This is a genomic window from Actinomadura spongiicola (genome assembly GCF_003432485.1).
Lineage (GTDB): Bacteria > Actinomycetota > Actinomycetes > Streptosporangiales > Streptosporangiaceae > Spirillospora > Spirillospora spongiicola.
The window spans coordinates 353,909-373,428 of record NZ_QVNQ01000006.1 but is presented as its reverse complement, the minus strand read 5'-3'; the positions used below and the strand labels follow the sequence as shown (position 1 = coordinate 373,428).

The following is a 19,520-nucleotide window of genomic DNA, read 5'->3' as shown; positions in this document are numbered from 1 at the left end:
CCGGGCACCGCCATTCCGAAGGCGACCGGCAGGGCGGCCTCGACGCACGATGCCGCCGGAATTACCGGCATTGTCCCGCGGCCATGGCCTGCGGCGCGCATCCGCAGGCGAGGGGCGGTGGCAGTGCGGTCCCCGGTGTGGACGTTGAGTGATTAAGGCGACGCTGTCCGAGACAAACGGCGCGGCTCATTAAAAGGACGTATTGACACCCGCGCGGACTGCACCCTGTAATTGCGCGATGCGACAGGGCACGTTCCACTATGCGCTGATCCAGCGCAAGAGTCTCGGCGGCATCCTTACTGTCACCAGGGAGCAGCCGTGTCTCGTGGTGTCCAACGACAGGTACAACAGCCTGCCGAACACGAAGCACGTGTGGGTGCTTCGCACGCGGGGCGACGGCCAGGCACTGTCGTTCGCCGCCCTGGATCACGTCCCGCAGGCCGACCTTGATCCGGAGGAGTTGGACTCCGCGAGCAAGGAGTACGTGTCCGACGCCCTCGACTGGGTGCGGTGGGGCATCACCGGCGACCAGCCCTGGCGCAACACGCCCGCGGAGCTCCAGGAGGCGCACCGGGAGGCGCTGCGGGCGGGCGACCACCTCCGGCAGGGCGACATCGTCACCGACGGCCTCGGGACGGCGGTGGTCATCTCCGGGACGGCGCTCAACTCCATTCCGGGCTGCGACGTCGTGTGGGCGTTGGGCGTGGTCTCCAAGGAGGAGATCAGCCTGGGCATGGTCATCAACCTGCCCACGATCGGGCTGACCAAGATCGACACCATGCGGGACGAGGATCGCGCGGGCCTGATGACAGCCGTCCTGGACATCCTCTGATCAGCGGCTCGACCGGGTGATGGCCTCGGCGTAGGCGGCGAGGCGTTCGGTGGCGGTCGGGCCGCCGGTGTCGGGACGGGGAACGCCGAGATGCCGTTCGCGGAGTTCCGCCATCAGGTCGTTCCAGAGCTCCGGGCCCTCCGCCTCCATCAGCTCGGCGCCCGCGCGCAGTTCGGGGCTGGTCGGACGGTTGCGGGCGCCCCACGCTCCCAGGTGCACCAGCACGGGCACTAGTTGGATGGCGGCCTCGGTCAGGGTGTAGGTCGCCCGCTGGCCGCGTCCCGCGTCGTCGCGGGTGAGCAGGCCTGTTTCGACGAGGGTCCGCAGCCGGTCCGCCAGGATGTTGGACGCGATGCCCTCCGCCGACTGCGACTGGAGCTGCCGGAAGTGGCGGCGGTCACCGAACACCATGTCCCGCAGGATGAGAAGCGTCCAGCGGTCGCCGAGCACCTCGACCGCGGCGTTGATCGGGCATCCGGAACGAGGCCCCTCGGCCATGGCACCTCCAGAGACAAGCTGCTTGCATTTTACAACCACGCCTGGCTACGATCCGAAGCGCTTGCACAAAGCAAGCAGTTCCTAGTGTTGGGGCGAAGCGCCATGTCACGAAACGTCGAGACCGTCACCAGGTACCTGGACGGCTTCCGCAAGAACGACCACGAGCAGATCCTGTCCTGTCTGACCGACGACATCGTCTGGACGGTCTTCGGCGCGTTCCGCCTGACCGGCAAGGAGGCCTACGACAAGGCGATCGACGGCGCGCCGCACTTCATCGACCCTCCCGAACTGGAGGTCGTCCGCATGGTCGAGCAGGACGACGTCATCATGGCCGAGCTCACCGGCGTCGCACGCCGCGCGGAGGGCGGGGAGATGCGGATGTCCATGGCCGAGGTGTTCGTCATGCGCGACGGCAAGATCGCCGAGCGCCGTGCCTGGGTGACCGAGCTGAAGGAGAACGACTTCCGCTGACCCGGTGGTCCGCTGGTCCGGGCGCCCGCCGGTCAGGGCTTGCGGCCTGCGGCGCCCCACATTCCGGTGATGGCGGACGGCGGGGTGTCCGGGTCCGGGCGCCAGTCCTGGACGGGAACGACCCCCGGCGGAAGCAGGTCGAGACCCGCGAAGAAGCCGCCGACGCCGTCGCGGGTGCGGAAGGTGACCCGGTAGCCCATGGCCTTCGTGAGGGTCTTCTCCGCCGCCGACATCTGTTCCGGAAGCTGGTCGATGCCGGGATGGGTGACGGCCAGGAAGCTGCCCGGCGCGAGCGCGTCCATGAGGGTGCGGACGATGCCACGCGGGTCGTCGTCGTCCGGGACGCAGTGCAGGATGGCGATGAGAAGAAGCCCCACGGGCCGGTCGAAGTCGAGGAGACCGGCGGCCTCCTCCAGGATCCGGTCGGTGTCGCGGATGTCGGCGTCGATGAACGCCGTGGGCGCGGTGACCCCGGCCAGCAGGGCACGGGCATGATTCAGGACGATCGGATCGTTGTCCACGTACACGACGCGGCTCGCGGGATTCACCGCCTGCGCGACCAGGTGCGTGTTGTCGGCGGTGGGGATGCCGGTCCCGATGTCGAGGAACTGGGTGACGCCCTCCCCGGCCATGAAACGGACGACCCGGCTGAGGAACGCCCGGTTCGCGGTGACGCCCGGCTTGATCGTCGGCGTGGCGGCCATCACCCGCTCGGCCGCGGCCCGGTCGGCGGCGTAGTTGTCCTTGCCACCGAGCCAGTAGTCGTAGATACGGGCAATGTGCGGGGTGGTGACGTCGATTCCCTGGGGGACGATCTCGTCCTCATCGCCGATCATGGACCGAGAATAGACGCCCGCGAACACCGCGGCGCCCGCGCGAGCACGGGCGCCGCGGCGCCGGAAAGGGATCGCCGCAGGTCGTTCGTCAGGTCGCTACCGTGAGATCGCCTCCCACAGGGCCGGGACGTTGGGCGGGGTCCAGCCCGGCATGGACGTGTGGGCCTGGAGGCAGCGGTACTTCGCACCCTCGTAGGTCACCACGTCACCGGCGCTGTAGGCGTTGCCGGCGGCCCAGGCGCTGCCGTCGTCCGGCGGCTCGTTGTCGTCCGGCGGCTCGTTGTCGTCGGGCGGGTTCACGCGTGCGCCGACGTTGACCGCGGCCCACGCGTTGGCGGTCGTGGTCCACTCGACGCTCTTCTCGCCGTACAGCCCGGCGGCGGCCTCAAGGGTCGCGCGGCGCGCGTCGGCGTAGTTGGTCCGCGGCTGCATCTCCTCGGTGAGGGCCTTGTACCAGATCGCCGCGGCCTTCTCCCGGCCGATGCCGGTCACGGGCTTGTTGTCGTAGGTCGGCGAGTCGTAGCTGACGCCGTTGATGACCTTCTTCCCGCTGCCCTCGGACAGCAGGTAGAAGAAGTGGTTCGCGATGCCCGAGGAGTAGTGGACGTCCACGCTCCCGGCGCGGGAGGACCAGTTGTCCAGCGAGTTGCCGTCCTGGCTCGGGCGGGCCATGTACCGCAGCGGCGTACCGTTGCCGAAGATGTCGATCTTCTCGCCGATGAGGTAGTCGCCCACGTCGCTGGCGTTGTTGGTCCAGAACTCCATGGCGGTGGCGAGGATGTCGGACGTCGCCTCGTTCAGACCGCCGGACTCGCCCTGGTAGATCAGCCCGGCCGTGTTGGACGTGACGCCGTGGGTCATCTCGTGCCCGGCCACGTCCAGCTCGGTCAGCGGCTTGTTGTTGCCCTGACCGTCGCCGTACGTCATGCAGAAGCAGCTGTCTTCCCAGAAGGCGTTGACGTACGCCTGGCCGTAGTGGACGCGCGAGTACGCGCCGACGCCGTCGCCGCGGATACCGGAGCGGCCGTGGACGGTCTTGTAGTAGTCCCACGTCTGACCGGCGCCGTAGGCGGCGTCCACACCGGCGGTCTGGCGGTCGCTCGCCGTCCCGTTGCCCCAGGTGTCGTCGCTGTCGGTGAACACGGTGCCCTTGCCCGACTGGGCGCCGCGCAGGTCGGTCGTCTCGTGGTTGCCGCGCCCGGTGTCCCGCATGACGAAGGAGCCGCTGGAACCGGACGTGCCCAGTTCGACGGTGCCGGAGTACATGCTGCGGCCGGTGCCGGTGTGGACGCCCTGCCACTCGATGATCTTCTTGCCGGTGACGGCGTCGGTGATGACGTGCAGCCGGTTGGGGGTGCCGTCCCGCTGCGTCCCGCCGACGACCGTCTCCCAGGCCAGGACGGGCCGTCCGTCCTCGTCCATCCAGACGACCTTGCGGGGGGCCTTGCTGCCCGCCGCCTTCGGCGTCGCCGGTTTCGTCGACGCCAGCGTCTTCGGCGCGGTGTCCACCTTCAGCGGCCCGGTGGCCGACTGGGTGACGCGCGTGACGGCGCCGGACGGCGCGCGGTGCACGATGACCTCGGCGCCGAGGACGGGCAGGCCGTCGTAGGTCTGCGCGTAGCGGACGTGCGTGCTGCCGTCCCGGTTCTTGATGACGCTCTTGACCCTGAGCTCGACCTCGCCGCCGAGTTTCAACTGCGACGCGGTCTCGTCCTGCTGCGCCTGGGCCTTGCCGATGAGCGCCCGGTACTCCTGCGCGCTCACGTTCGCCGGCATCTGGCCGGGGTCGCCCTTGGCGGGGGGCTTGGCGGGGGCGGCGTCGGCGGACACCGTCTGCATACCGAGTACCGCCATCGCGGCGACGGTGACCAGCGCCGTGCCGGTCGTGACGCGCCTTGGCACGCGTCGGGGGGTTGTGGATCTCACACGGTCTCCTTGTCTACCGGCCGTCTCGGGGGGAGTTGACGGCGGAGGGGGGCTCGCTCCGCCGGACGCGTCGAAAGCGCCCGCGGAGCTCCGGAGTGCCGGAGGATGGTTGACTCGGGAACGATCGCATGCATTTGTGTGCATGTCACCGTAAAGTTCGCCGCGCGCCACATACGTAGGGAGATCGGTACCGACGCAAGGGAAACCCCTACATGCCGCAGGGGTGGACAAGGGACCAAGACCGGGAGAAGCTGCCCTCCCGCGCGAGGGGAACCCCGATGAGGCCGCGGAGGTACGCGGTGGGTTACCGGGAAAGGGTCGCGCCCGACCCGTCCAGGCCGCCGCCGAGCCCGTCCAGCCCGGCACCCAGCAGCGAGCCGAGCTGCGCCCTGGACCGGATGCCCAGCTTCCGGTAGATGCGGGTGAGCGACGCCTCGACGGTCTTCACGCTGAGGAACAGTCGATTCGCCACCTGCTGGTTGGTGGCGCCCTGCCCGACGAGAAGCGCGATCCGCCGTTCCCCCTCCGTCAGCGCCGTGTGCGCCATCGCGCCGAACGGCGCCGTCCCGTCCTGCGCGCCCATGTCCAGGCGGGCGAGCCGGTGCCGCGCCTGCTCCGCCCAGGGCCGCGCCCCGCACCGCACGAAGATCTCCAGGGCGTCCGCCGCGGCCTGCCGGGCCGCCGCGGCGCGGCGGCGCCTGCGCTCGATCCGGGCCCGTTCGAGGAGGCACTGCCCCGCCTCCAGCGGCTGCCCGAGCCGTTCGAACAGCGCCGTCGCCCGCCGCAGCAGTTCGACGGCCTCGTCGGGTTCGCCGCGTGCGGCGCGCACGCAGGCCTCCGCGCGGTCGAGCCGACCGGTGACGCCGACGCCCCTGGCCCGGCCGCCGACCGCGGCGCGTGTCGTACGGATGACCTCCTCGGCCCTGTCGACCTCGCCGAGCGCCGCGAGCCCCTCGGCGAGGTCGCTGTGCCAGCGCAGCACCATCGGTGACCGCAGCCCGCGGCGCTGCCCGTCCATGGCGGCGAGCGCGTCGATCCGCCCCAGCGTGTCGACCCCGGCGCGGACGTCGCCCAGCCGCATCCGGGCGACCCCGAGGACGTGCAGCAGCCGTGTCTGGAAGACGACGTCGTTCTCTTGCTCGGACGCCCGCAGCCCCCGCTCGGCGAGCACCACGGCACGGCGGACGCCGCCGCCCGCCAGCTCCGCCAGCGCGCCGTGGTACCAGGCCGGCCCTGGGCTGAACGCGGCCTCCTTCGTCACGCGCATCGCGCGGTCGGCGAAGTCCAGCGCCTCCCGGCACCGGCCGGTGCGCACGGCGATCTCCGTCAGGTTCCGCAGGACGTGCACGACCTCCTCGCCGGACCCGCGTTCCACCAGCGCCAGCATCCGCAGCAGCTCGGCGCGCGCCTCGGTCAGCCGGTCCTCGGTGATGGCGCAGTAGGCGGCGATGTACCGGGGGGTGGTGTGCAGCTGGCCGTCCAGGGGCGGTTCCGGCAGGCGCAGGGCGCGCCGCATGTCGCCGACGTAGTCGCCGCGCCCCTCGATCAGCGCGATGTTGGCGCGCAGGGCGAGGGCCTTGGCCTCCAGCGCCGTGTCGCCCGCCGCCCGCGCGTGCGCCAAGGCGCCGTCGGCCTCGTGCTCGGCGCGGTCGGTCGCGCCGTTCAGCAGCGCGCCGAGGGCCATCCGGACCCGGAGCGGCCCGAGCAGCGCCGGGTCGCCGTCCGCGTCGACCAGCGCGGCGGCGAACACCTCGCCCATCTCGGCGAGCCCCTGACCGGACAGGTCGAGCAGGGCCAGCCTGACCCGCACCCGCTGCGCCCGGGTGGCGTCGGCGGCGAGGACGGCCTCGGCGGCGCGGTGCACGAGGTCGGGCAGCCCGCCGTTCGCGCCGGTCTCGGCCGCCGCGACCAGCCACTCCAACCGCTCGGCCGCCGGTTCGGCCGGTGACCGGTCCGCCGCCAGCCGGTACAGCTCGGCGGCCATCCGGTGCGCCCCCTGCCGGACGGCCTGTTCCGCCGCGGTGACCAGCGAATGCGCGAGTTCGGCGTTGGGGCCCGGGTCGGCGAGGGCGCGGTGTCTGGTCCGTCCCGCCGCGTCCGGCACCACGACCGCGAGCGCCCGGTGCGCCCGCGCCAGATGCCGCGCGTCGGCGGACTCGGCGAGGACGGTGCCGACGGCGGGCGGGGTGAACCTGATCCCGCCGCCCTCGGTGATCAGCAGACCCAGGCCGGCGGCGTGCCGGATGTCCCGCGCGGCCTCGGCGCGTCCGGCCCGGCGCAGCAGGTCGATCGTCGGCCGGATCGCCAGCGCCGCCATCAGCAGCGTCTCGTGCGCCTGCGCGGGCAGCCGCGCCAGCCGCTCCGCGATCACGGCCTGCACGCGCTGCGGCAGCGGGGCCGGGCGCCAGTGCCGGGGGATGCGGTCGGTGAACGCGCCGCCCAGCGCCAGCGCGAGGTAGGGGTTGCCGCCGGAGTCGGAGTGCAGGGTGTTCACGACGCGGACGGGCAGCCCGTAGCTGTCGAACATCTCCGCGAGCTCGTCCGGCCCGAGCGGCGGGACGGGCAGGTGCAGGGTGTCGGGGGTGGGAGTCCAGGGCGCGCTGCCCCCGTCACCGGCGGCGAAACCGTCCGGCCAGCGTCCCGCGACGACGGCCCGCACACCGCGCGGGGCGAGCCTGCGCACCGTGTAGCGGACGGCGTGCACCGACTCGGCGTCCAGCCACTGCGCGTCGTCGACGACGAGCAGCACCGGGCGTTCCTCGGCGCAGCGGGCGAGCAACCCCCGGAAGGCCAGCCTGCACGCGACATGGTCGGTCGTCGATCGGTCCGCGAACGACCGGCCGGGCGAACGGTCGGGGGAACCGTCCGAGGCCCGCTCACCGGACGTCGCCGAATGCGGTACGGGCAGCCCTGTCAGCCGTTCGCGCGGCAGTTCGGCGGTGAGCCGGTCGGGCAGCTGATCGAGCAGCTCGGCGAGCCCCGAGCAGGGCACCCACCGTTCGGTCTCCGTTCCGGCGACCCGCAGGACGAGTTCTCCCCGCGCGGCGGCCGCGGCACCGACCGCTTCGAGCAGGGCTGTCTTGCCGATTCCGCTCGGACCCGTCAGAACGGCACTGCCGTTCGTGGTGAGGCGGGCCTCAATGGACGCGAGCAGTGCCGAACGTCCGACCAGCGAAGGCGGTGCTCCCTGGCGAACTCTCGCCGGCGCCGCACCGACGTCCATGGCTCGCTCCCTTCCGGAGGAATCGGACGCCGCACCGACAATAACCACCGTGAGAGACGCCTACAACGGCCATACTCCACACATCTTGGAGCTACGCTACTCACCCTTCCAGTTGGGCTTGCGTTTCTCGGCGAAGGCCGCCGGACCCTCCTGGGCGTCCCTGGAGGAGATGACGGGCAGGACGATCTCCTGCTGCCTGCGCCACATGTCGTCGGACGTCCAGTCGGCGGACTCGACGATCATCCGCTTGGTCGCCGTGAGCGCCAGCGGCGCGTTCTCGGCGATCGTGGCGGCCAGCTCCCGCGCCGCGGCGAGCGCGCCGCCCGGTTCGGTGAGCCGGTTGACGAACCCCAGCTCGGCCATCCGCTCCGCCGGGTACCCGTCGCCGGTGAGGGCGATCTCCATGGCGATGTGGAACGGGATGCGCCGGGGCAGCCGCAGCAGGCCGCCGCCCGCCGCGACCAGCCCGCGCTTCGGCTCGGGCAGCCCGAACCGGGCGTCCCGCGCCGCCACGATCAAGTCGCAGGCCAGCGCCAGCTCACAGCCGCCCGCCAGGGCGTACCCCTCGATGGCCGCGATCAGCGGCTTGGCCGGTGGGCGCTCGACGATGCCCGCGAACCCGCGTCCCTCGACGGCCGGGACGTCCCCGGCGAGGAAGGCCTTGAGATCCATTCCGGAGGAGAAGGTGCCGGCCGCGCCCGTCAGGATGCCGACGGACAGGTCTTTACGGGAGTCGAGCTCGTCCATGGCGGCGGCGATCCCCCGTGCGACGTCGCCGTTGACGGCGTTGCGGACCCGTGGACGGTTGATCGTGACGACGAGGACGCCGCCGTCCTCGTGGGTCAGCACCGCTTCATCGCCGGGAGATGTGGGGGGACGTCCACCCTCGGTGGACACGGCGTCGGTCATGTCAGGACCTCACTTCGGCTGGAACCGGATGCCGCCGTCGAAACGGATCGTCTCGCCGTTCATGTAGTCGTTCTCGATCAAAGACTTGACGAGGTGCGCGAACTCCGACGCCCGGCCCATCCGTTTCGGGAACGGGACGGGCGCGGAGAGCTTGGCCTTGAACGCCTCCGCGGCCTCGCCCCGCCCGTAGATGGGGGTGTCGATGATGCCGGGGCAGATGGTGTTCACCCGCACGCCGATCGCGGCCAGGTCGCGGGCGGCGGGCAGCGTCATGCCGATGATGCCGCCCTTGGACGCCGAGTAGGCGACCTGCCCGGTCTGTCCCTCGATACCGGCGATGGACGCGGTGTTGATCACCACGCCGCGGGCGCCGTCCTCGTCCACCGGCTCGGTCTCGGCGATGGCGGCGGCACCGATCCGCATCAGGTTGAAGGTGCCGATCAGGTTGACCCGGATGACGGTCTCGAACTGGCCGAGGTCGTGCGGGGTTCCGTCGCGGTTCACCGTCCGGGACGCCCAGCCGATGCCCGCGCTGTTGACGATGACCCGCAGCGGCCGTCCGGTGTCGACGGCGGCCCGCACGGCGGCGTGCACCTGGCCCTCGTCGGTGACGTCCGTTCTGACGAAGACACCGCCGACCTCGTCGGCGATGGACTTGCCCCTGTCCTCGTTCAGGTCGGCGACGACGACCTTGACTCCCTCGGCGGCCAGCGCGCGGACGGTGGCCTCGCCGAGACCGCTCGCGCCACCGGATACGACGGCGGAAACTCCGTTCAGGTCCATGGGCAGCACCTTACATAGGGACCGAATCTAGTTCGGGATGATGGTAGCGAGGCGACGCGGCCACGCCCCGCCCACACCCCGGCGGGTCGCGGACAGCGGAGTCACTCGTGGGTCTCCTTAAAGGGAGCGTTTGCTCGCCGCCGCGTCGGGCACCCCGCATTTCGTGAGTAAGGCCAACTTCGTGAGTCAGGCGAACGGGGACCGCGGGGCTCGTACCGCGGTGAGGAACACCGCAGTGAGGCGTACGGGATGAGTGAACGTCCGGCACAGAGCCAGTCCTACCCGGGACGGACGGGCGACATGGCCCCCGAACCCCGTGACGAGATGCGCGACTACACCGGAAGCGGCCTGCTCGACGGGCGCCGCGCCTTCATCACCGGCGGCGACTCCGGCATCGGACGCGCCACCGCCGTCGCGTTCGCCAAGGAGGGCGCGGACGTGGCGATCACGTATCTGGAGGAGGACGACGACGCCCGGCACACCGCCGACCTGGTCGAGGCGGCCGGGCGCCGCTGCTTCACGTTCGGCGGTGACCTGGCGGAGGAACGGCACTGCCGGGACGTCGTCGAGCGCGCCGTCAGCGACCTCGGCGGGCTCGACGTGCTCGTCCTGCATCACGGGACGCAGACACCGGTGAAGGACGTCCGTGAAATCGACAACGCGCAACTCCAGCGGACGTTCGCGGTCAACGTGTTCGCTCTGTTCTGGACCGTCCAGCAGGCACTGGACCACATGGGGCGCGGGTCGTCCATCATCATCACCGGGTCCATCAACGGGCTGCGCGGAAACAAGACGCTCATCGACTACTCGGCCAGCAAGGCGGCGGCGATGGCGCTGACCACGTCTCTCGCGCAGAACCTCATGGACCGCGAGATCCGCGTCAACTGCGTCGCGCCCGGTCCGGTCTGGACGCCGCTCATCCCGGCGACGTTCGACGAGGAACGCGTGGAGAGCTTCGGACAGCAGGCGCCCATGGGACGGGCGGCCGACCCCGACGAGATCGCACCGTCCTACGTGTTCTTCGCGTCCAACCGGCAGTCGTCGTACTACACCGGCCAGACCCTTGTGCCTGCGGGCGGCGAAATCCACCCCGGATGAGGAACCGTTGATGGCCGGTCCGGTGGAGTCGTCTTGACGGAGTTGCAGCGCAGCGACCCCGGTGAGCCGGGCTATGGACGGCGTAGATCCGGCAAGGGCTTCGTGTTTTTGGGGATGGACGGCCGTCCTCTGGCCGACCCCGCCGAGAAGGAACGAATCAGGTCTCTGGTCATACCGCCAGCGTGGAAGGACGTGTGGATCTGCCCCGATCCGGACGGCCACATCCAGGCGATGGGCACCGACGCGGCCGGACGGCGTCAGTACCTGTACCACGGAGCATGGCGGGAACAGCGAGACCAGGAGAAACACGAACACGTCCTGGAACTGGCCGACCGGCTGCCCAAGGTTCGCGACACGCTCACCGAGCATCTCTCCGGACGCGGATACGGCCGGGAACGGGTCCTCGCCGCCGCCGTCCGTCTCATCGACCTCGGCTTCTTCAGAATCGGCGGTGAGGCGTACGCGGCCGGGAACGGAACGTTCGGGCTCGCGACCGTCCTGCGCGAACACGTCACCTGCCGGCGCCGTGAAGTGGCGTTCGAGTACCCGGCGAAGGGCTCGAAGGAGCGCTACCAGTCCGTCGCGGAGGAGGACGTCTGCAATGTCGTGAGCGGACTCAAACGCCGCCGCGACGACTCCCCCGAACTGCTCGCCTACCGGACACGGGACGGCTGGCACGACGTCACGACCACCGACATCAACGACTTCGTCCGGGAGGTCACCGGCGGCGACTTCACCGCCAAGGACTTCCGCACCTGGCACGCCACGGTCCTCGCCGCCGTCGGCCTCGCGGTGTCGGTGCGCGCGGGCGACAGCGACACCGCCCGCAGACGGGCCGTCGTCAGGGTCGTCAAGGAGGTCGCCGCCTATCTGGGCAACACCCCGGCCGTGGCGCGAGCCTCCTACATCGACCCGCGCGTCATCGACCTCTACGAGAAGGGCCGCACGATCGCACCCGCCCTTGGGACGTTGGGCATGGAGACCTCGGAAGGCGAACTGGCCACACAGGGCCCGGTGGAACAGGCCGTCCTCGAACTGCTCCGTTCCACCGACTGACGGTCACCAGGCGGAGACGCGCTCCCGCGCTTGGGTACTGTCGACCCTCGCTGGGATGTCCAGGCTGTACATGGCGTACGCGTGCTGAATTACCGGCAGTGCCACGTTCCGCACTCGAACGCCACCGGACGTGAGGCCCTTCTCCGTTCCCTTGTGGGCGTGACCGTGGATCGCCAGATCCGCCATGGCCGAATCGATCGCCTCCCCAAGCAGGTAGCTGCCGAGGAACGGATAAATCTCCAGGGGCTCCCCTTCGAGGGTGTCCGCGGACGGCGAGTAGTGGGTAAGGCTGACGAGCAGGTCTGCGTCCAGGTCGAGGAGCGCGGCGCCCAGCCGTCCCGCGAAGTCCTTGGTGTGCGAGATGAACGCCTTCATCTCCGGCTCCCCGAAATCGCTGGCGCACCTGCCCTCGAACCCGCCGCCGAACCCCTTGCCACCGGCGATGCCCAGTTTCGTCCCGCCGCAGTCCAGGACCGTGCCGTCGCCTTCGAGGACGGTCACACCGGCGTCGCGCAGGATGTCGGTGATCTCGTCCTCGGCGTCGGAGTGGTAGTCGTGGTTGCCGAGGACGGCGACCACCGGCACCCCGAGATCGCGCAGCTCCCCGGCCGCGACCCGGCCCTCCTCGACCGTCCCGTGGCGGGTCAGGTCGCCGGCGACCAGGAACACGTCCGCGTGCTCGGCGAGCGCGGACAGCCGCGTCCGGTACGTCCCGGCCACCTCCGGCCCGACATGCAGGTCTCCCGCAGCGGCCACCCGGATCATGACAGCCGCTCCTCGTCGTCCGGCGCGCCGACCGCGACGACATGCACCTCGTTGCATATCTCGCGTCCCTGCGCGGCGCCCCGCGCGATCTCCTCGACCTCCCGGCGCCGTTCCTCGCTCACCACCTCGCCGCGCAGATGCACCACGTCGCCGCGAACGTCCACGCGGATGCCGAGTTCGTACGCCTGGGCCGCGAGTTTCTCCTGGATGTGCGCGGAAACGTATCCGGGCAGATCGGCCATGTCCCGCTCCGTCATGATCAGCCCCCTCTGTCACGCTCCGTCTGGAGTACCTTCCCGCCCATCGGCCGCCACACGTCGGGCGACGGTCACAGGACGTCCGGGCCGATGACGCCGAGCCGGGCGAGGAGCGTCAGATAGGCGTAGGCGTACGGGGACTCGGCGGTCTCGGCGGCGACCCGCGGCCAGTCCACCTGTTCCCGCAGTGCCCGGCTCACGTGCAGGAACCCGCTGAAGTCACAGGTCGTCTCGGTGAACGCCAGCAGCCGCATGATCACCAGCTCGGTGGCGGGCAGGACGGGCATGCGCACCGCCCCGACCGTCATCTCCTCGGCCCGCCCGAGAAGCTCGCCGTCCACCGGACGGCCGGACGGCGTATGGATCAGGTCGATGGGCTGCTCCCCGTCGCACGCCTTCTCCAGCCAGTTCTCCGGGCTCTCCAGATGCCTCATGCCCGCGCCCGCGAGCGCGTCCAACGCCGCCGGCACGTCCCGTTCCCGCACCACGAAGTCGACGTCGTGCGTGGACACGGCCGCTCCGTGCGCGTACGCGGCGAAGCCGCCCGCGAGCGCGTACTCGACACCGGCGTCGCGGAGCGCGGCGGCGGCGCGCTTCAGGCTCGACAGCAGGCCCTCCGCCCCGCCGTCCGGGCCTGCGCCCGGCCCCGCGCCGCCGGACCCCCGTGGCATGGCCCTGGGTTCGGTCTGCACAACCCCCACGCGTTCCCCGGTCGACAGCGCTAGCCGTGCCGGTACCCGTGGCCACGCGTGTCATGCCCACCGGCGGCCGCGGCCGGGCTCCCGAGCCGATAGGAGCCACCATATCGGACGACTTTGCCGATCTGTGATAGACGCCACAAATTTCACACTGAGTCGCCGAAGTTATCCACAGAACGACGTTCTAGTGACCCGCCTTTGCCGAGCGGGCGACCATAACCACAGAGCCCCGATTTCAAGATTGTGACTCGGCTCACACGAACAGAATTGTGGCGGGAATCGGCGCAGGCCAAGGCGGGTCCGACCGTCGACTTCGCGATGCCCGCCCGCACGAAAATGGCCAGGGGGATTTGCCATGCTCGCCCGAGAGTGCATACGTTCCTGCTCGGTTCAAGCGGCACAGTTGGCCGCCCGGATAACAGAACACGCATACCGACACGCGGCCGCGGCGTGCTGGGTCGTCCTCAGACGACCCGCGCGGACCTCACCGGTCGTCCCCCCGGACCACGCCGCCCGAGCCGCCGCCGTCGGACGCCGAATCCGTGCAGACGAGAGGCACGGAACCGGAAGCGACCCAGATCCAGCCGCACCCAACTCACGCGCGCCTGGACACCAACCGGTCGCGGCGGCCGAACCCCCTGACGAACATCCCGTGGGTGACGGCTGCCCGGTAGGCATCACCCGCGAGATCTGGAGTCATCCTGCATACCCCTCGAAACCGCCTGAAGCCCGGCATCACCACCCGGGGCCTGGTCCTGACCACGACGACGGCGCTCGGCGCGTCGCTCATCACCGCCGTCGTCCCGGCCGCCCCCGCTGCGGCCGCACCTCCCCAGCAGGCGACACTCGCGTCCGCCGCGGCCACCAAGGCCTCCGCCGCGGCGCGGGCGGCCAAGCAGAAGAAGCGCGCGGCCTACGCCGTGAACTACGCCGCGAAGCAGATCGGCGACCCGTACCGCTACGGCGGAACCGGGCCCAACTCGTGGGACTGCTCCGGCCTGGCCGGAGGCTCCTGGCGCAAGGCCGGGGTGAAACTCCCGCGCACGACCCAGCAGATCTACCGCTCGGTCAAGAAGAAGGTCTCCTGGAAGGGAGCCGTCAAGGGCGACCTCCTGTTCTTCTACGGCGGACGCACCCACATGGGCATCTACGTCGGGAAGGGCTACATGATCCACGCACCCGGCCGCGGCAAACGCGTCAAGAAGGTCAAGCTGAACGCCTACTACAAGCGCAACTTCAAGGGCGGCGTCCGCCCCGGCCTCTAACCCACCCTCAGCCCCTACCTCTGACGAGCCCTCCGGCCAGGTCACTGCCCCAAGCCGTGGCCTGCCCCGCACCCCAGGCTCGGACCAGAGGCCTGGCCCGACCCCTGGCCAGGCCTCTGGTCCGAGCCCTGGCCAGGCCTCTGGTCCGAGACCTGGCCAGGCCTTTGACAAGCTCCTTGGCCAGGTCTCAGCCCCCGACTGTGACCTGTGCCGGGTCCCGGGCTCAGACCAGCCTTCTGAACCGGCCCCGGGCCCAGTCTGTAGCCCGGGCCCTGGCTAAGCCTCTGACCGGGCCTCTGGCCAAACCTCTGACCGGGCCTCTGGCCGGGGCTCTGACCAGGTCTTCGACGGGGTCTCCAGTCAGGGCTCTCATCCATCAGACCCGGTCAGCGACCTGGCCCGCGCCCCCGACTCTGCCCCCGCCTCAGACCAGCCTTCTGGCCCGACCCCTAACCCAGCCTTCACCCAGGCCCTTGGCCAGGGCTCTGGATTGGGCTCTGAACCAGCCTCAGCCCAGGCTCCTGGCCCCGGCCCGGCCTGCGGCTCAGGCTCTGAACAGATCTTTGACCGCGGCTTTGATACGGGCTCTGACCAGGCCTCTGGTTCGGGGTGCGTTCAGCCGAGGCCCCGCGCCGGTGTCCCCGCTCGGCGCTGGGCCTCTGTCGCTCGGACACACCGCGTCCCGGTGCCGGGCGTGCCCGTCAGTCGAGCGTCGGATAGTCCGTGTAGCCACGGTGGTCGCCGCCGTAGAAGGTCGCCGAGTCGGCCTTGTTGTAGGGGCCTCCGGCCCGGATGCGGGCGGGCAGGTCCGGGTTGGCCAGCCACAGCTCGGCGAGGGCGACGGCGTCCGCGGCCCCCTCACGCAGGGCCTCGACGCCGTACTCCGGCTTCGCCGGGTACGAGTCGGGGGTCGGGTGCGGGTTCAGGATCAGGGTGCCCGGCCACTCGGCGCGGATACGCAGCGTGGTGTCCCGGCCGCCGACCTCCATCACATGCAGATAGGCGAGTCCGAGCGGAGCGAGGGAAGCCACCAGCGCCGAGTACAGCTCGGGTGTGTCGCTCTCGCTGACGCCGTTCGCGGTGCCACCGGGAGACACGCGGAAGCCGACCCGGTCGGCCCCGATCGCGTCGGACACGGCCTGGGCGACGTCGACGGCGAACCGGACGCGGTTGGCGACCGTCCCGCCGTACATGTCGGTGCGGGTGTTGCTGCCGTCGGCGAGGAACTGCTGGATCAGGTAGCCGTTGGCTCCGTGCAGTTCCACGCCGTCGAACCCCGCCTCGACGGCATTGCGGGCGGCCGTGACGAACTCCTCGACGGCCTGCGCGATGTCGTCCAGGGTCATCTCGCGGGGGACGGGATGGTCGAGCAACCCGTCCGGGGTGTAAAGCCGCTCACCCGAGGCGATGGGAGACGGCGCGACCGGCAACCCCCCGTCCGGGTACAGCACGGGGTGGCCGACCCTCCCGGCGTGCATGAGCTGGACGAAAATGCGGCCGTCCGCGGCGTGCACGGCCTCGGTCACCGCCCGCCACGCCTTTATCTGCTGCTCCGAGTGCAGGCCCGGCGTATCGATGTACCCCTGACCTCGAACGCTCGGCTGGGTGCCCTCAGTGATGATCAACCCGGCGCTCGCGCGCTGCCGGTAGTACTCGGCGGTCAACCCGGTCACCGCGCCGTCCTCGTCCGCCCGACTTCGAGTCATGGGCGCCATCAGCAGCCGGTTGGGCAGTTGCAGCTTTCCCAAGGACAAGGGCTCGAACAGTTCCTTCATGACGTCCTCCTAGCGTTTTCTCCTCGCTCAGGAACGTATGAGCCACCGCCCGCCGGGCGAATCCGTATGGATTCCGTAGTCCGGCCCCGTAGTTTGGAGGCGTGCTCTACGGGCGGAACAACGAACAGGCGCGAATCGCCGGGCTTCTTACTGAGGCACGCGACCATCGCCGCAGCGGAGCGCTCGTGCTCCGCGGGGAGGCCGGCATCGGGAAGTCGGCGCTCCTCGCCGAGGCGGCCCGGCTTCTCCCCACGGACGGCATCCCGCACGTCCTGCGGGTCACCGGGGTCGAGGCGGAGTCCGGCATCGCGTTCGCCAGCCTCACCCAGTTGCTGTGGCCCGTCCGCGACCGGCTGGACACGCTGCCCACCCCCCAGGCCGCCGCCCTGCGCTCCGCCCTCGGCGGCCCGGAGGCCGTACCCGGCCGGGACAGGTTCACCACCGGGCTCGCCGTCCTCACGTTGCTCGCCGACCTCGCCGACGAGGGCGGTCCCCTCCTCTGCGTCGTGGACGACGCCCAGTGGCTCGACACCCCGACCGCCGAGACGCTGCTGTTCGCGGCCCGGCGGCTCGCGGCCGAGGGCGTGGTGATGCTGTTCGCGGCCCGGGACGGCGCGTTCACCGGGACGGGCTTGCCCGAACTGCGCCTCGAAAGGCTCGAACAGCGCGACGCCGAACGGCTCCTCGCGACACGCGACCTGTCGCCCACGGTCCGCGCCCGGGTGATCCAGGAGGCGGCCGGAAACCCCCTCGCGCTCCAGGAGCTCGGCGTGTCCGGGGCCCGACCGTCGGACGGCCCCAACCCGCTGCCCGTCGCCGACCGGGTGCTCGCCTCGTTCCGCGACCAGATCGGCCGGCTTCCCGAGGGCACCCGGCTGGTGCTGCTCATCGCGGCGGCCGAGGGACGCGGGCACATGCCGTCACAGCTGAGGGCCGGGCGAAGTCTCGGCGTGGGCCTCGCCGACCTGGAGGAGGCCGAACGCGCCGGGCTCGTGTCGGTCACCGGACGCGACATCGAGTTCCGCCACCCGCTGATCGGGACCGCCTCGTACCACGGCGCGGTCGCGGCGCAGCGCGTCGCCGTCCACCGGGCGCTCGCCGAGACCGCCGACGATGACGACTGCCGTGCGCGGCACCGCGCGTCGGCGGCCATGGCACCGGACGAGGACGTCGCCGTCGACGTCCAGAACGCGGCGGAGCGCGCCGTCCGCCGCATGGGCTACGCGACGGCGGCGACGCTGTACCGGCAGGCGGCCGACCTGACACCGTCCGCCCACGCCCGCGCCGCGCGCCTCGGCGCCGCCGCGTCCCTGACCCTCCAGGCGGGCCGGCTCGACGAGGCGGCAGACCTCGCCGTCCAGGCCGACGCGCTCACCGGTGACCCCGCGGAGCGCGCCCGGCTCGCCCGCGTCCACGCGACGGTCGAGTACGAACGCGGCGACCCCCGCGCGGCGTCCCGCATGCTGGTCGCCCACGCCGCCGACGCGGCGCCCGGCGAACACGCCGCCATGCTCCGGACCGGCGCCATGTACGGGTGGGCGTCCGGCGAACTGACCGCCGTGCTGCGCGCCGCCGAGCTGCTTCCCGACGATCGAGCGACCCAGGCCCTCGCCCTGCTGGCCCGCGACGACCACGCACAAGGCGTCCCGCTGCTCACCGAACTCGTCGAGGAAGCACGCGGTCGCACCCGCGTTGCCAACGGAGCCGCGCACACGCGCAGCACGCACGGCTCACCCGCGACGGGCGACCCTTCGCGAACGTCCGCCGCCGCGGTGTCGAGCCGGCTTCGAGTACGCGGCGCCAACGGAGCCGCGCATCTGACCGGCACCCATGAGGAACCCGCCGCGGACAGCGCCGAACGCGTTCGCAGCGCACAGTTCGCGCTGATCGTCGGGGCGGACGAGGCCGCGCTGGAACTGGCGGGCGCCGAGGTCGCGCACTGCCGCCGGCACGGCCTGATCGGGGCGCTGCCGAACATCCTGCAGACGCTGGCCCAGGCGCAGATCGCGGTCGGCCTGCACGCGGACGCGGAGGCCACCGTCGCCGAGGCGATCGCGCTCGCCCGCGACACCGGCCGCCCCCACCGCGAGGGCCGCCTCGGCGCCGTGCTGGCACGGATCGCGGCGATCGAGGGGAACGAGACCCGGCTCCGCGAACTGGTCGCCGAGGTGCCCCCGCCGCACGGCGGCCTCGGCGACAGCGCACTGGCCCTCCTCGACCTCGGGCTCGGCCGCTGCGAGGACGCGCTGCGCCGCTACGAGGAACTCGCCCACGAACCGGCGCGCCACAGCCCCCAGTCCGCGGCCGACCAGGTCGAGGCGGCCGTGCGCGCCGGACAGCCCGCCCGGGTGAAGGCGGCCCTCAAGCGGTTCCGGTCCTGGGCCGAGGCGGGGGAACAGCCATGGGCCCTCGCGGTGTCCCTGCGCTGCGAGGCGCTGATGACCGACAGCGAGGAACCGTACCAACAGGCGATTCGGCTACACGAGCAGGCGACACGACCGTTCGAGCGGGCGCGCACCCTGCTCCTCTACGGCGAGTGGCTACGACGGGCCCGCCGCCGCGCCGAGGCGCGTGTCCCGCTCCGCTCGGCCATCGAGATCTTCGAGCGCCTCCGCGCCACGCCCTGGCTGGAACGCGCACGCGCCGAACTGCGCGCCACCGGCGAATCCGGAGGTTCGATACCGACCGCTCCCGACCTTATTGACCGTCTCACCCCGCAGGAACTCCAGGTCGTCCGGTTGGCGGCCACGGGAACGAGCAGCCGCGACATAGCCGCGCAACTCTTCCTCAGCCCGAGAACGGTCGAATACCACCTTTACAAGGCGTATCCGAAGCTCGGCATCTCGTCCCGCAAGGAACTGTCCCGCCTCACCCTCGAAACCTCATGACAGAGCCCGGCCAAGAAATCGTCCCCTATACCGCCACACTCCACCCGTTCCGCGACAGAACAGCGACGCCTTCCGATCATATGGAAGTCGCGCCCACCACCCGCCTAGACCTGCACCCTATGCCGTCCGCACCCTGAAACTACGACCATTGAACCGCCACACACTCTCCAACCTGCAGAACAGCGACGCCTTCCAGTTATATGGAAGGCGCAGCCAGCACCCTCCTAGACCTGCATCCCT

The 19,520-nt window shown here is 71.1% G+C and carries 16 protein-coding genes; 6 read left to right on the top strand and 10 right to left on the bottom strand.

What is annotated here, in order from left to right; all coding sequences use genetic code 11:
- The first annotated feature begins 238 nt into the window (after nt 1-238).
- On the top strand, nt 239-832 hold the full coding sequence (locus D0T12_RS21425) for a hypothetical protein (protein ID WP_147339577.1): 594 nt from the start codon (nt 239-241) through the stop codon (nt 830-832).
- Here D0T12_RS21425 and D0T12_RS21420 read toward each other — a convergent pair whose 3' ends face one another.
- Nucleotides 833-1,330 (bottom strand): winged helix-turn-helix transcriptional regulator, encoded by a 498-nt coding sequence (locus tag D0T12_RS21420; protein ID WP_117401424.1) that lies wholly within the window; start codon nt 1,328-1,330, stop codon nt 833-835. It abuts the gene before it with no gap.
- A gap of 102 nt (nt 1,331-1,432) precedes the next feature.
- On the opposite strand from D0T12_RS21420, the gene D0T12_RS21415 reads away from it, so the two are divergent.
- A complete protein-coding gene (locus tag D0T12_RS21415) occupies nt 1,433-1,801 on the top strand; it encodes a nuclear transport factor 2 family protein (protein WP_117401423.1) in 369 nt (122 codons plus the stop codon).
- A 32-nt stretch (nt 1,802-1,833) separates the two neighbouring features.
- Here the strand turns inward: D0T12_RS21415 and D0T12_RS21410 are convergent, their stop codons facing one another.
- The 5 genes from D0T12_RS21410 to D0T12_RS21390 form a co-directional block, all read right to left on the bottom strand.
- Nucleotides 1,834-2,637, bottom strand: a complete 804-nt coding sequence (locus tag D0T12_RS21410; protein WP_117401422.1) for an SAM-dependent methyltransferase — start codon at nt 2,635-2,637, stop codon at nt 1,834-1,836.
- 96 nt (nt 2,638-2,733) lie between these two features.
- Nucleotides 2,734-4,539: a M4 family metallopeptidase gene (locus D0T12_RS21405; protein WP_233526201.1), complete on the bottom strand. Its 1,806-nt coding sequence runs from the start codon at nt 4,537-4,539 to the stop codon at nt 2,734-2,736.
- 328 nt (nt 4,540-4,867) lie between these two features.
- Nucleotides 4,868-7,786: a helix-turn-helix transcriptional regulator gene (locus tag D0T12_RS21400; protein ID WP_117401421.1), complete on the bottom strand. Its 2,919-nt coding sequence runs from the start codon at nt 7,784-7,786 to the stop codon at nt 4,868-4,870.
- A 96-nt stretch (nt 7,787-7,882) separates the two neighbouring features.
- Nucleotides 7,883-8,695, bottom strand: a complete 813-nt coding sequence (locus tag D0T12_RS21395; RefSeq protein ID WP_117401420.1) for a crotonase/enoyl-CoA hydratase family protein — start codon at nt 8,693-8,695, stop codon at nt 7,883-7,885.
- 9 nt (nt 8,696-8,704) lie between these two features.
- Nucleotides 8,705-9,478 carry an SDR family NAD(P)-dependent oxidoreductase gene (locus D0T12_RS21390; RefSeq protein ID WP_117401419.1) on the bottom strand — a complete coding sequence of 258 codons (774 nt, stop codon included), beginning with the start codon at nt 9,476-9,478 and terminating at the stop codon, nt 8,705-8,707.
- A gap of 249 nt (nt 9,479-9,727) precedes the next feature.
- Between D0T12_RS21390 and D0T12_RS21385 the strand changes: the two genes are divergently transcribed.
- Together D0T12_RS21385 and D0T12_RS21380 are read left to right on the top strand one after the other, a co-directional pair.
- A complete protein-coding gene (locus D0T12_RS21385; RefSeq protein ID WP_117401418.1) occupies nt 9,728-10,576 on the top strand; it encodes an SDR family oxidoreductase in 849 nt (282 codons plus the stop codon).
- A gap of 33 nt (nt 10,577-10,609) precedes the next feature.
- Nucleotides 10,610-11,632, top strand: coding sequence for a DNA topoisomerase IB (locus tag D0T12_RS21380; protein ID WP_233526200.1), 1,023 nt, complete (start codon nt 10,610-10,612; stop codon nt 11,630-11,632).
- 3 nt (nt 11,633-11,635) lie between these two features.
- Here the strand turns inward: D0T12_RS21380 and D0T12_RS21375 are convergent, their stop codons facing one another.
- From D0T12_RS21375 to D0T12_RS21365, 3 genes are all read right to left on the bottom strand, one after another.
- A complete protein-coding gene (locus tag D0T12_RS21375; RefSeq protein ID WP_117401416.1) occupies nt 11,636-12,397 on the bottom strand; it encodes a metallophosphoesterase family protein in 762 nt (253 codons plus the stop codon).
- Nucleotides 12,394-12,654 (bottom strand): BON domain-containing protein, encoded by a 261-nt coding sequence (locus tag D0T12_RS21370; RefSeq protein WP_117401415.1) that lies wholly within the window; start codon nt 12,652-12,654, stop codon nt 12,394-12,396. Before D0T12_RS21370 ends, D0T12_RS21375 begins: the two co-directional genes overlap by 4 nt.
- Before the next feature lie 71 nt (nt 12,655-12,725).
- Nucleotides 12,726-13,325, bottom strand: coding sequence for a nucleotidyltransferase (locus tag D0T12_RS21365; protein WP_117401414.1), 600 nt, complete (start codon nt 13,323-13,325; stop codon nt 12,726-12,728).
- A gap of 947 nt (nt 13,326-14,272) precedes the next feature.
- Here D0T12_RS21365 and D0T12_RS21355 point away from each other — a divergent pair.
- On the top strand, nt 14,273-14,617 hold the full coding sequence (locus D0T12_RS21355; RefSeq protein ID WP_233526199.1) for a C40 family peptidase: 345 nt from the start codon (nt 14,273-14,275) through the stop codon (nt 14,615-14,617).
- A 701-nt stretch (nt 14,618-15,318) separates the two neighbouring features.
- Here D0T12_RS21355 and D0T12_RS21350 read toward each other — a convergent pair.
- Nucleotides 15,319-16,392: an alkene reductase gene (locus D0T12_RS21350; protein WP_117401411.1), complete on the bottom strand. Its 1,074-nt coding sequence runs from the start codon at nt 16,390-16,392 to the stop codon at nt 15,319-15,321.
- Between the two features lie 101 nt (nt 16,393-16,493).
- Between D0T12_RS21350 and D0T12_RS21345 the strand changes: the two genes are divergently transcribed.
- The gene (locus D0T12_RS21345) at nt 16,494-19,280 is read left to right on the top strand and encodes a helix-turn-helix transcriptional regulator (protein ID WP_117401410.1); all 2,787 of its coding nucleotides are present in this window, start codon (nt 16,494-16,496) and stop codon (nt 19,278-19,280) included.
- Nucleotides 19,281-19,520: the final 240 nt, after the last annotated feature.

Coding starts and splice junctions, on each gene's coding strand:
- D0T12_RS21385 (WP_117401418.1), top strand. CDS start 9,728: ATGAGTGAACGTCCGGCACAGAGCCAGTCCTACCCGGGACGGACGGGC.
- D0T12_RS21410 (WP_117401422.1), bottom strand. CDS start 2,637: ATGATCGGCGATGAGGACGAGATCGTCCCCCAGGGAATCGACGTCACC.
- D0T12_RS21425 (WP_147339577.1), top strand. CDS start 239: ATGCGACAGGGCACGTTCCACTATGCGCTGATCCAGCGCAAGAGTCTC.
- D0T12_RS21375 (WP_117401416.1), bottom strand. CDS start 12,397: ATGATCCGGGTGGCCGCTGCGGGAGACCTGCATGTCGGGCCGGAGGTG.
- D0T12_RS21395 (WP_117401420.1), bottom strand. CDS start 8,695: ATGACCGACGCCGTGTCCACCGAGGGTGGACGTCCCCCCACATCTCCC.
- D0T12_RS21420 (WP_117401424.1), bottom strand. CDS start 1,330: ATGGCCGAGGGGCCTCGTTCCGGATGCCCGATCAACGCCGCGGTCGAG.
- D0T12_RS21350 (WP_117401411.1), bottom strand. CDS start 16,392: ATGAAGGAACTGTTCGAGCCCTTGTCCTTGGGAAAGCTGCAACTGCCC.
- D0T12_RS21400 (WP_117401421.1), bottom strand. CDS start 7,786: ATGGACGTCGGTGCGGCGCCGGCGAGAGTTCGCCAGGGAGCACCGCCT.
- D0T12_RS21370 (WP_117401415.1), bottom strand. CDS start 12,654: ATGACGGAGCGGGACATGGCCGATCTGCCCGGATACGTTTCCGCGCAC.
- D0T12_RS21390 (WP_117401419.1), bottom strand. CDS start 9,478: ATGGACCTGAACGGAGTTTCCGCCGTCGTATCCGGTGGCGCGAGCGGT.
- D0T12_RS21415 (WP_117401423.1), top strand. CDS start 1,433: ATGTCACGAAACGTCGAGACCGTCACCAGGTACCTGGACGGCTTCCGC.
- D0T12_RS21365 (WP_117401414.1), bottom strand. CDS start 13,325: ATGCCACGGGGGTCCGGCGGCGCGGGGCCGGGCGCAGGCCCGGACGGC.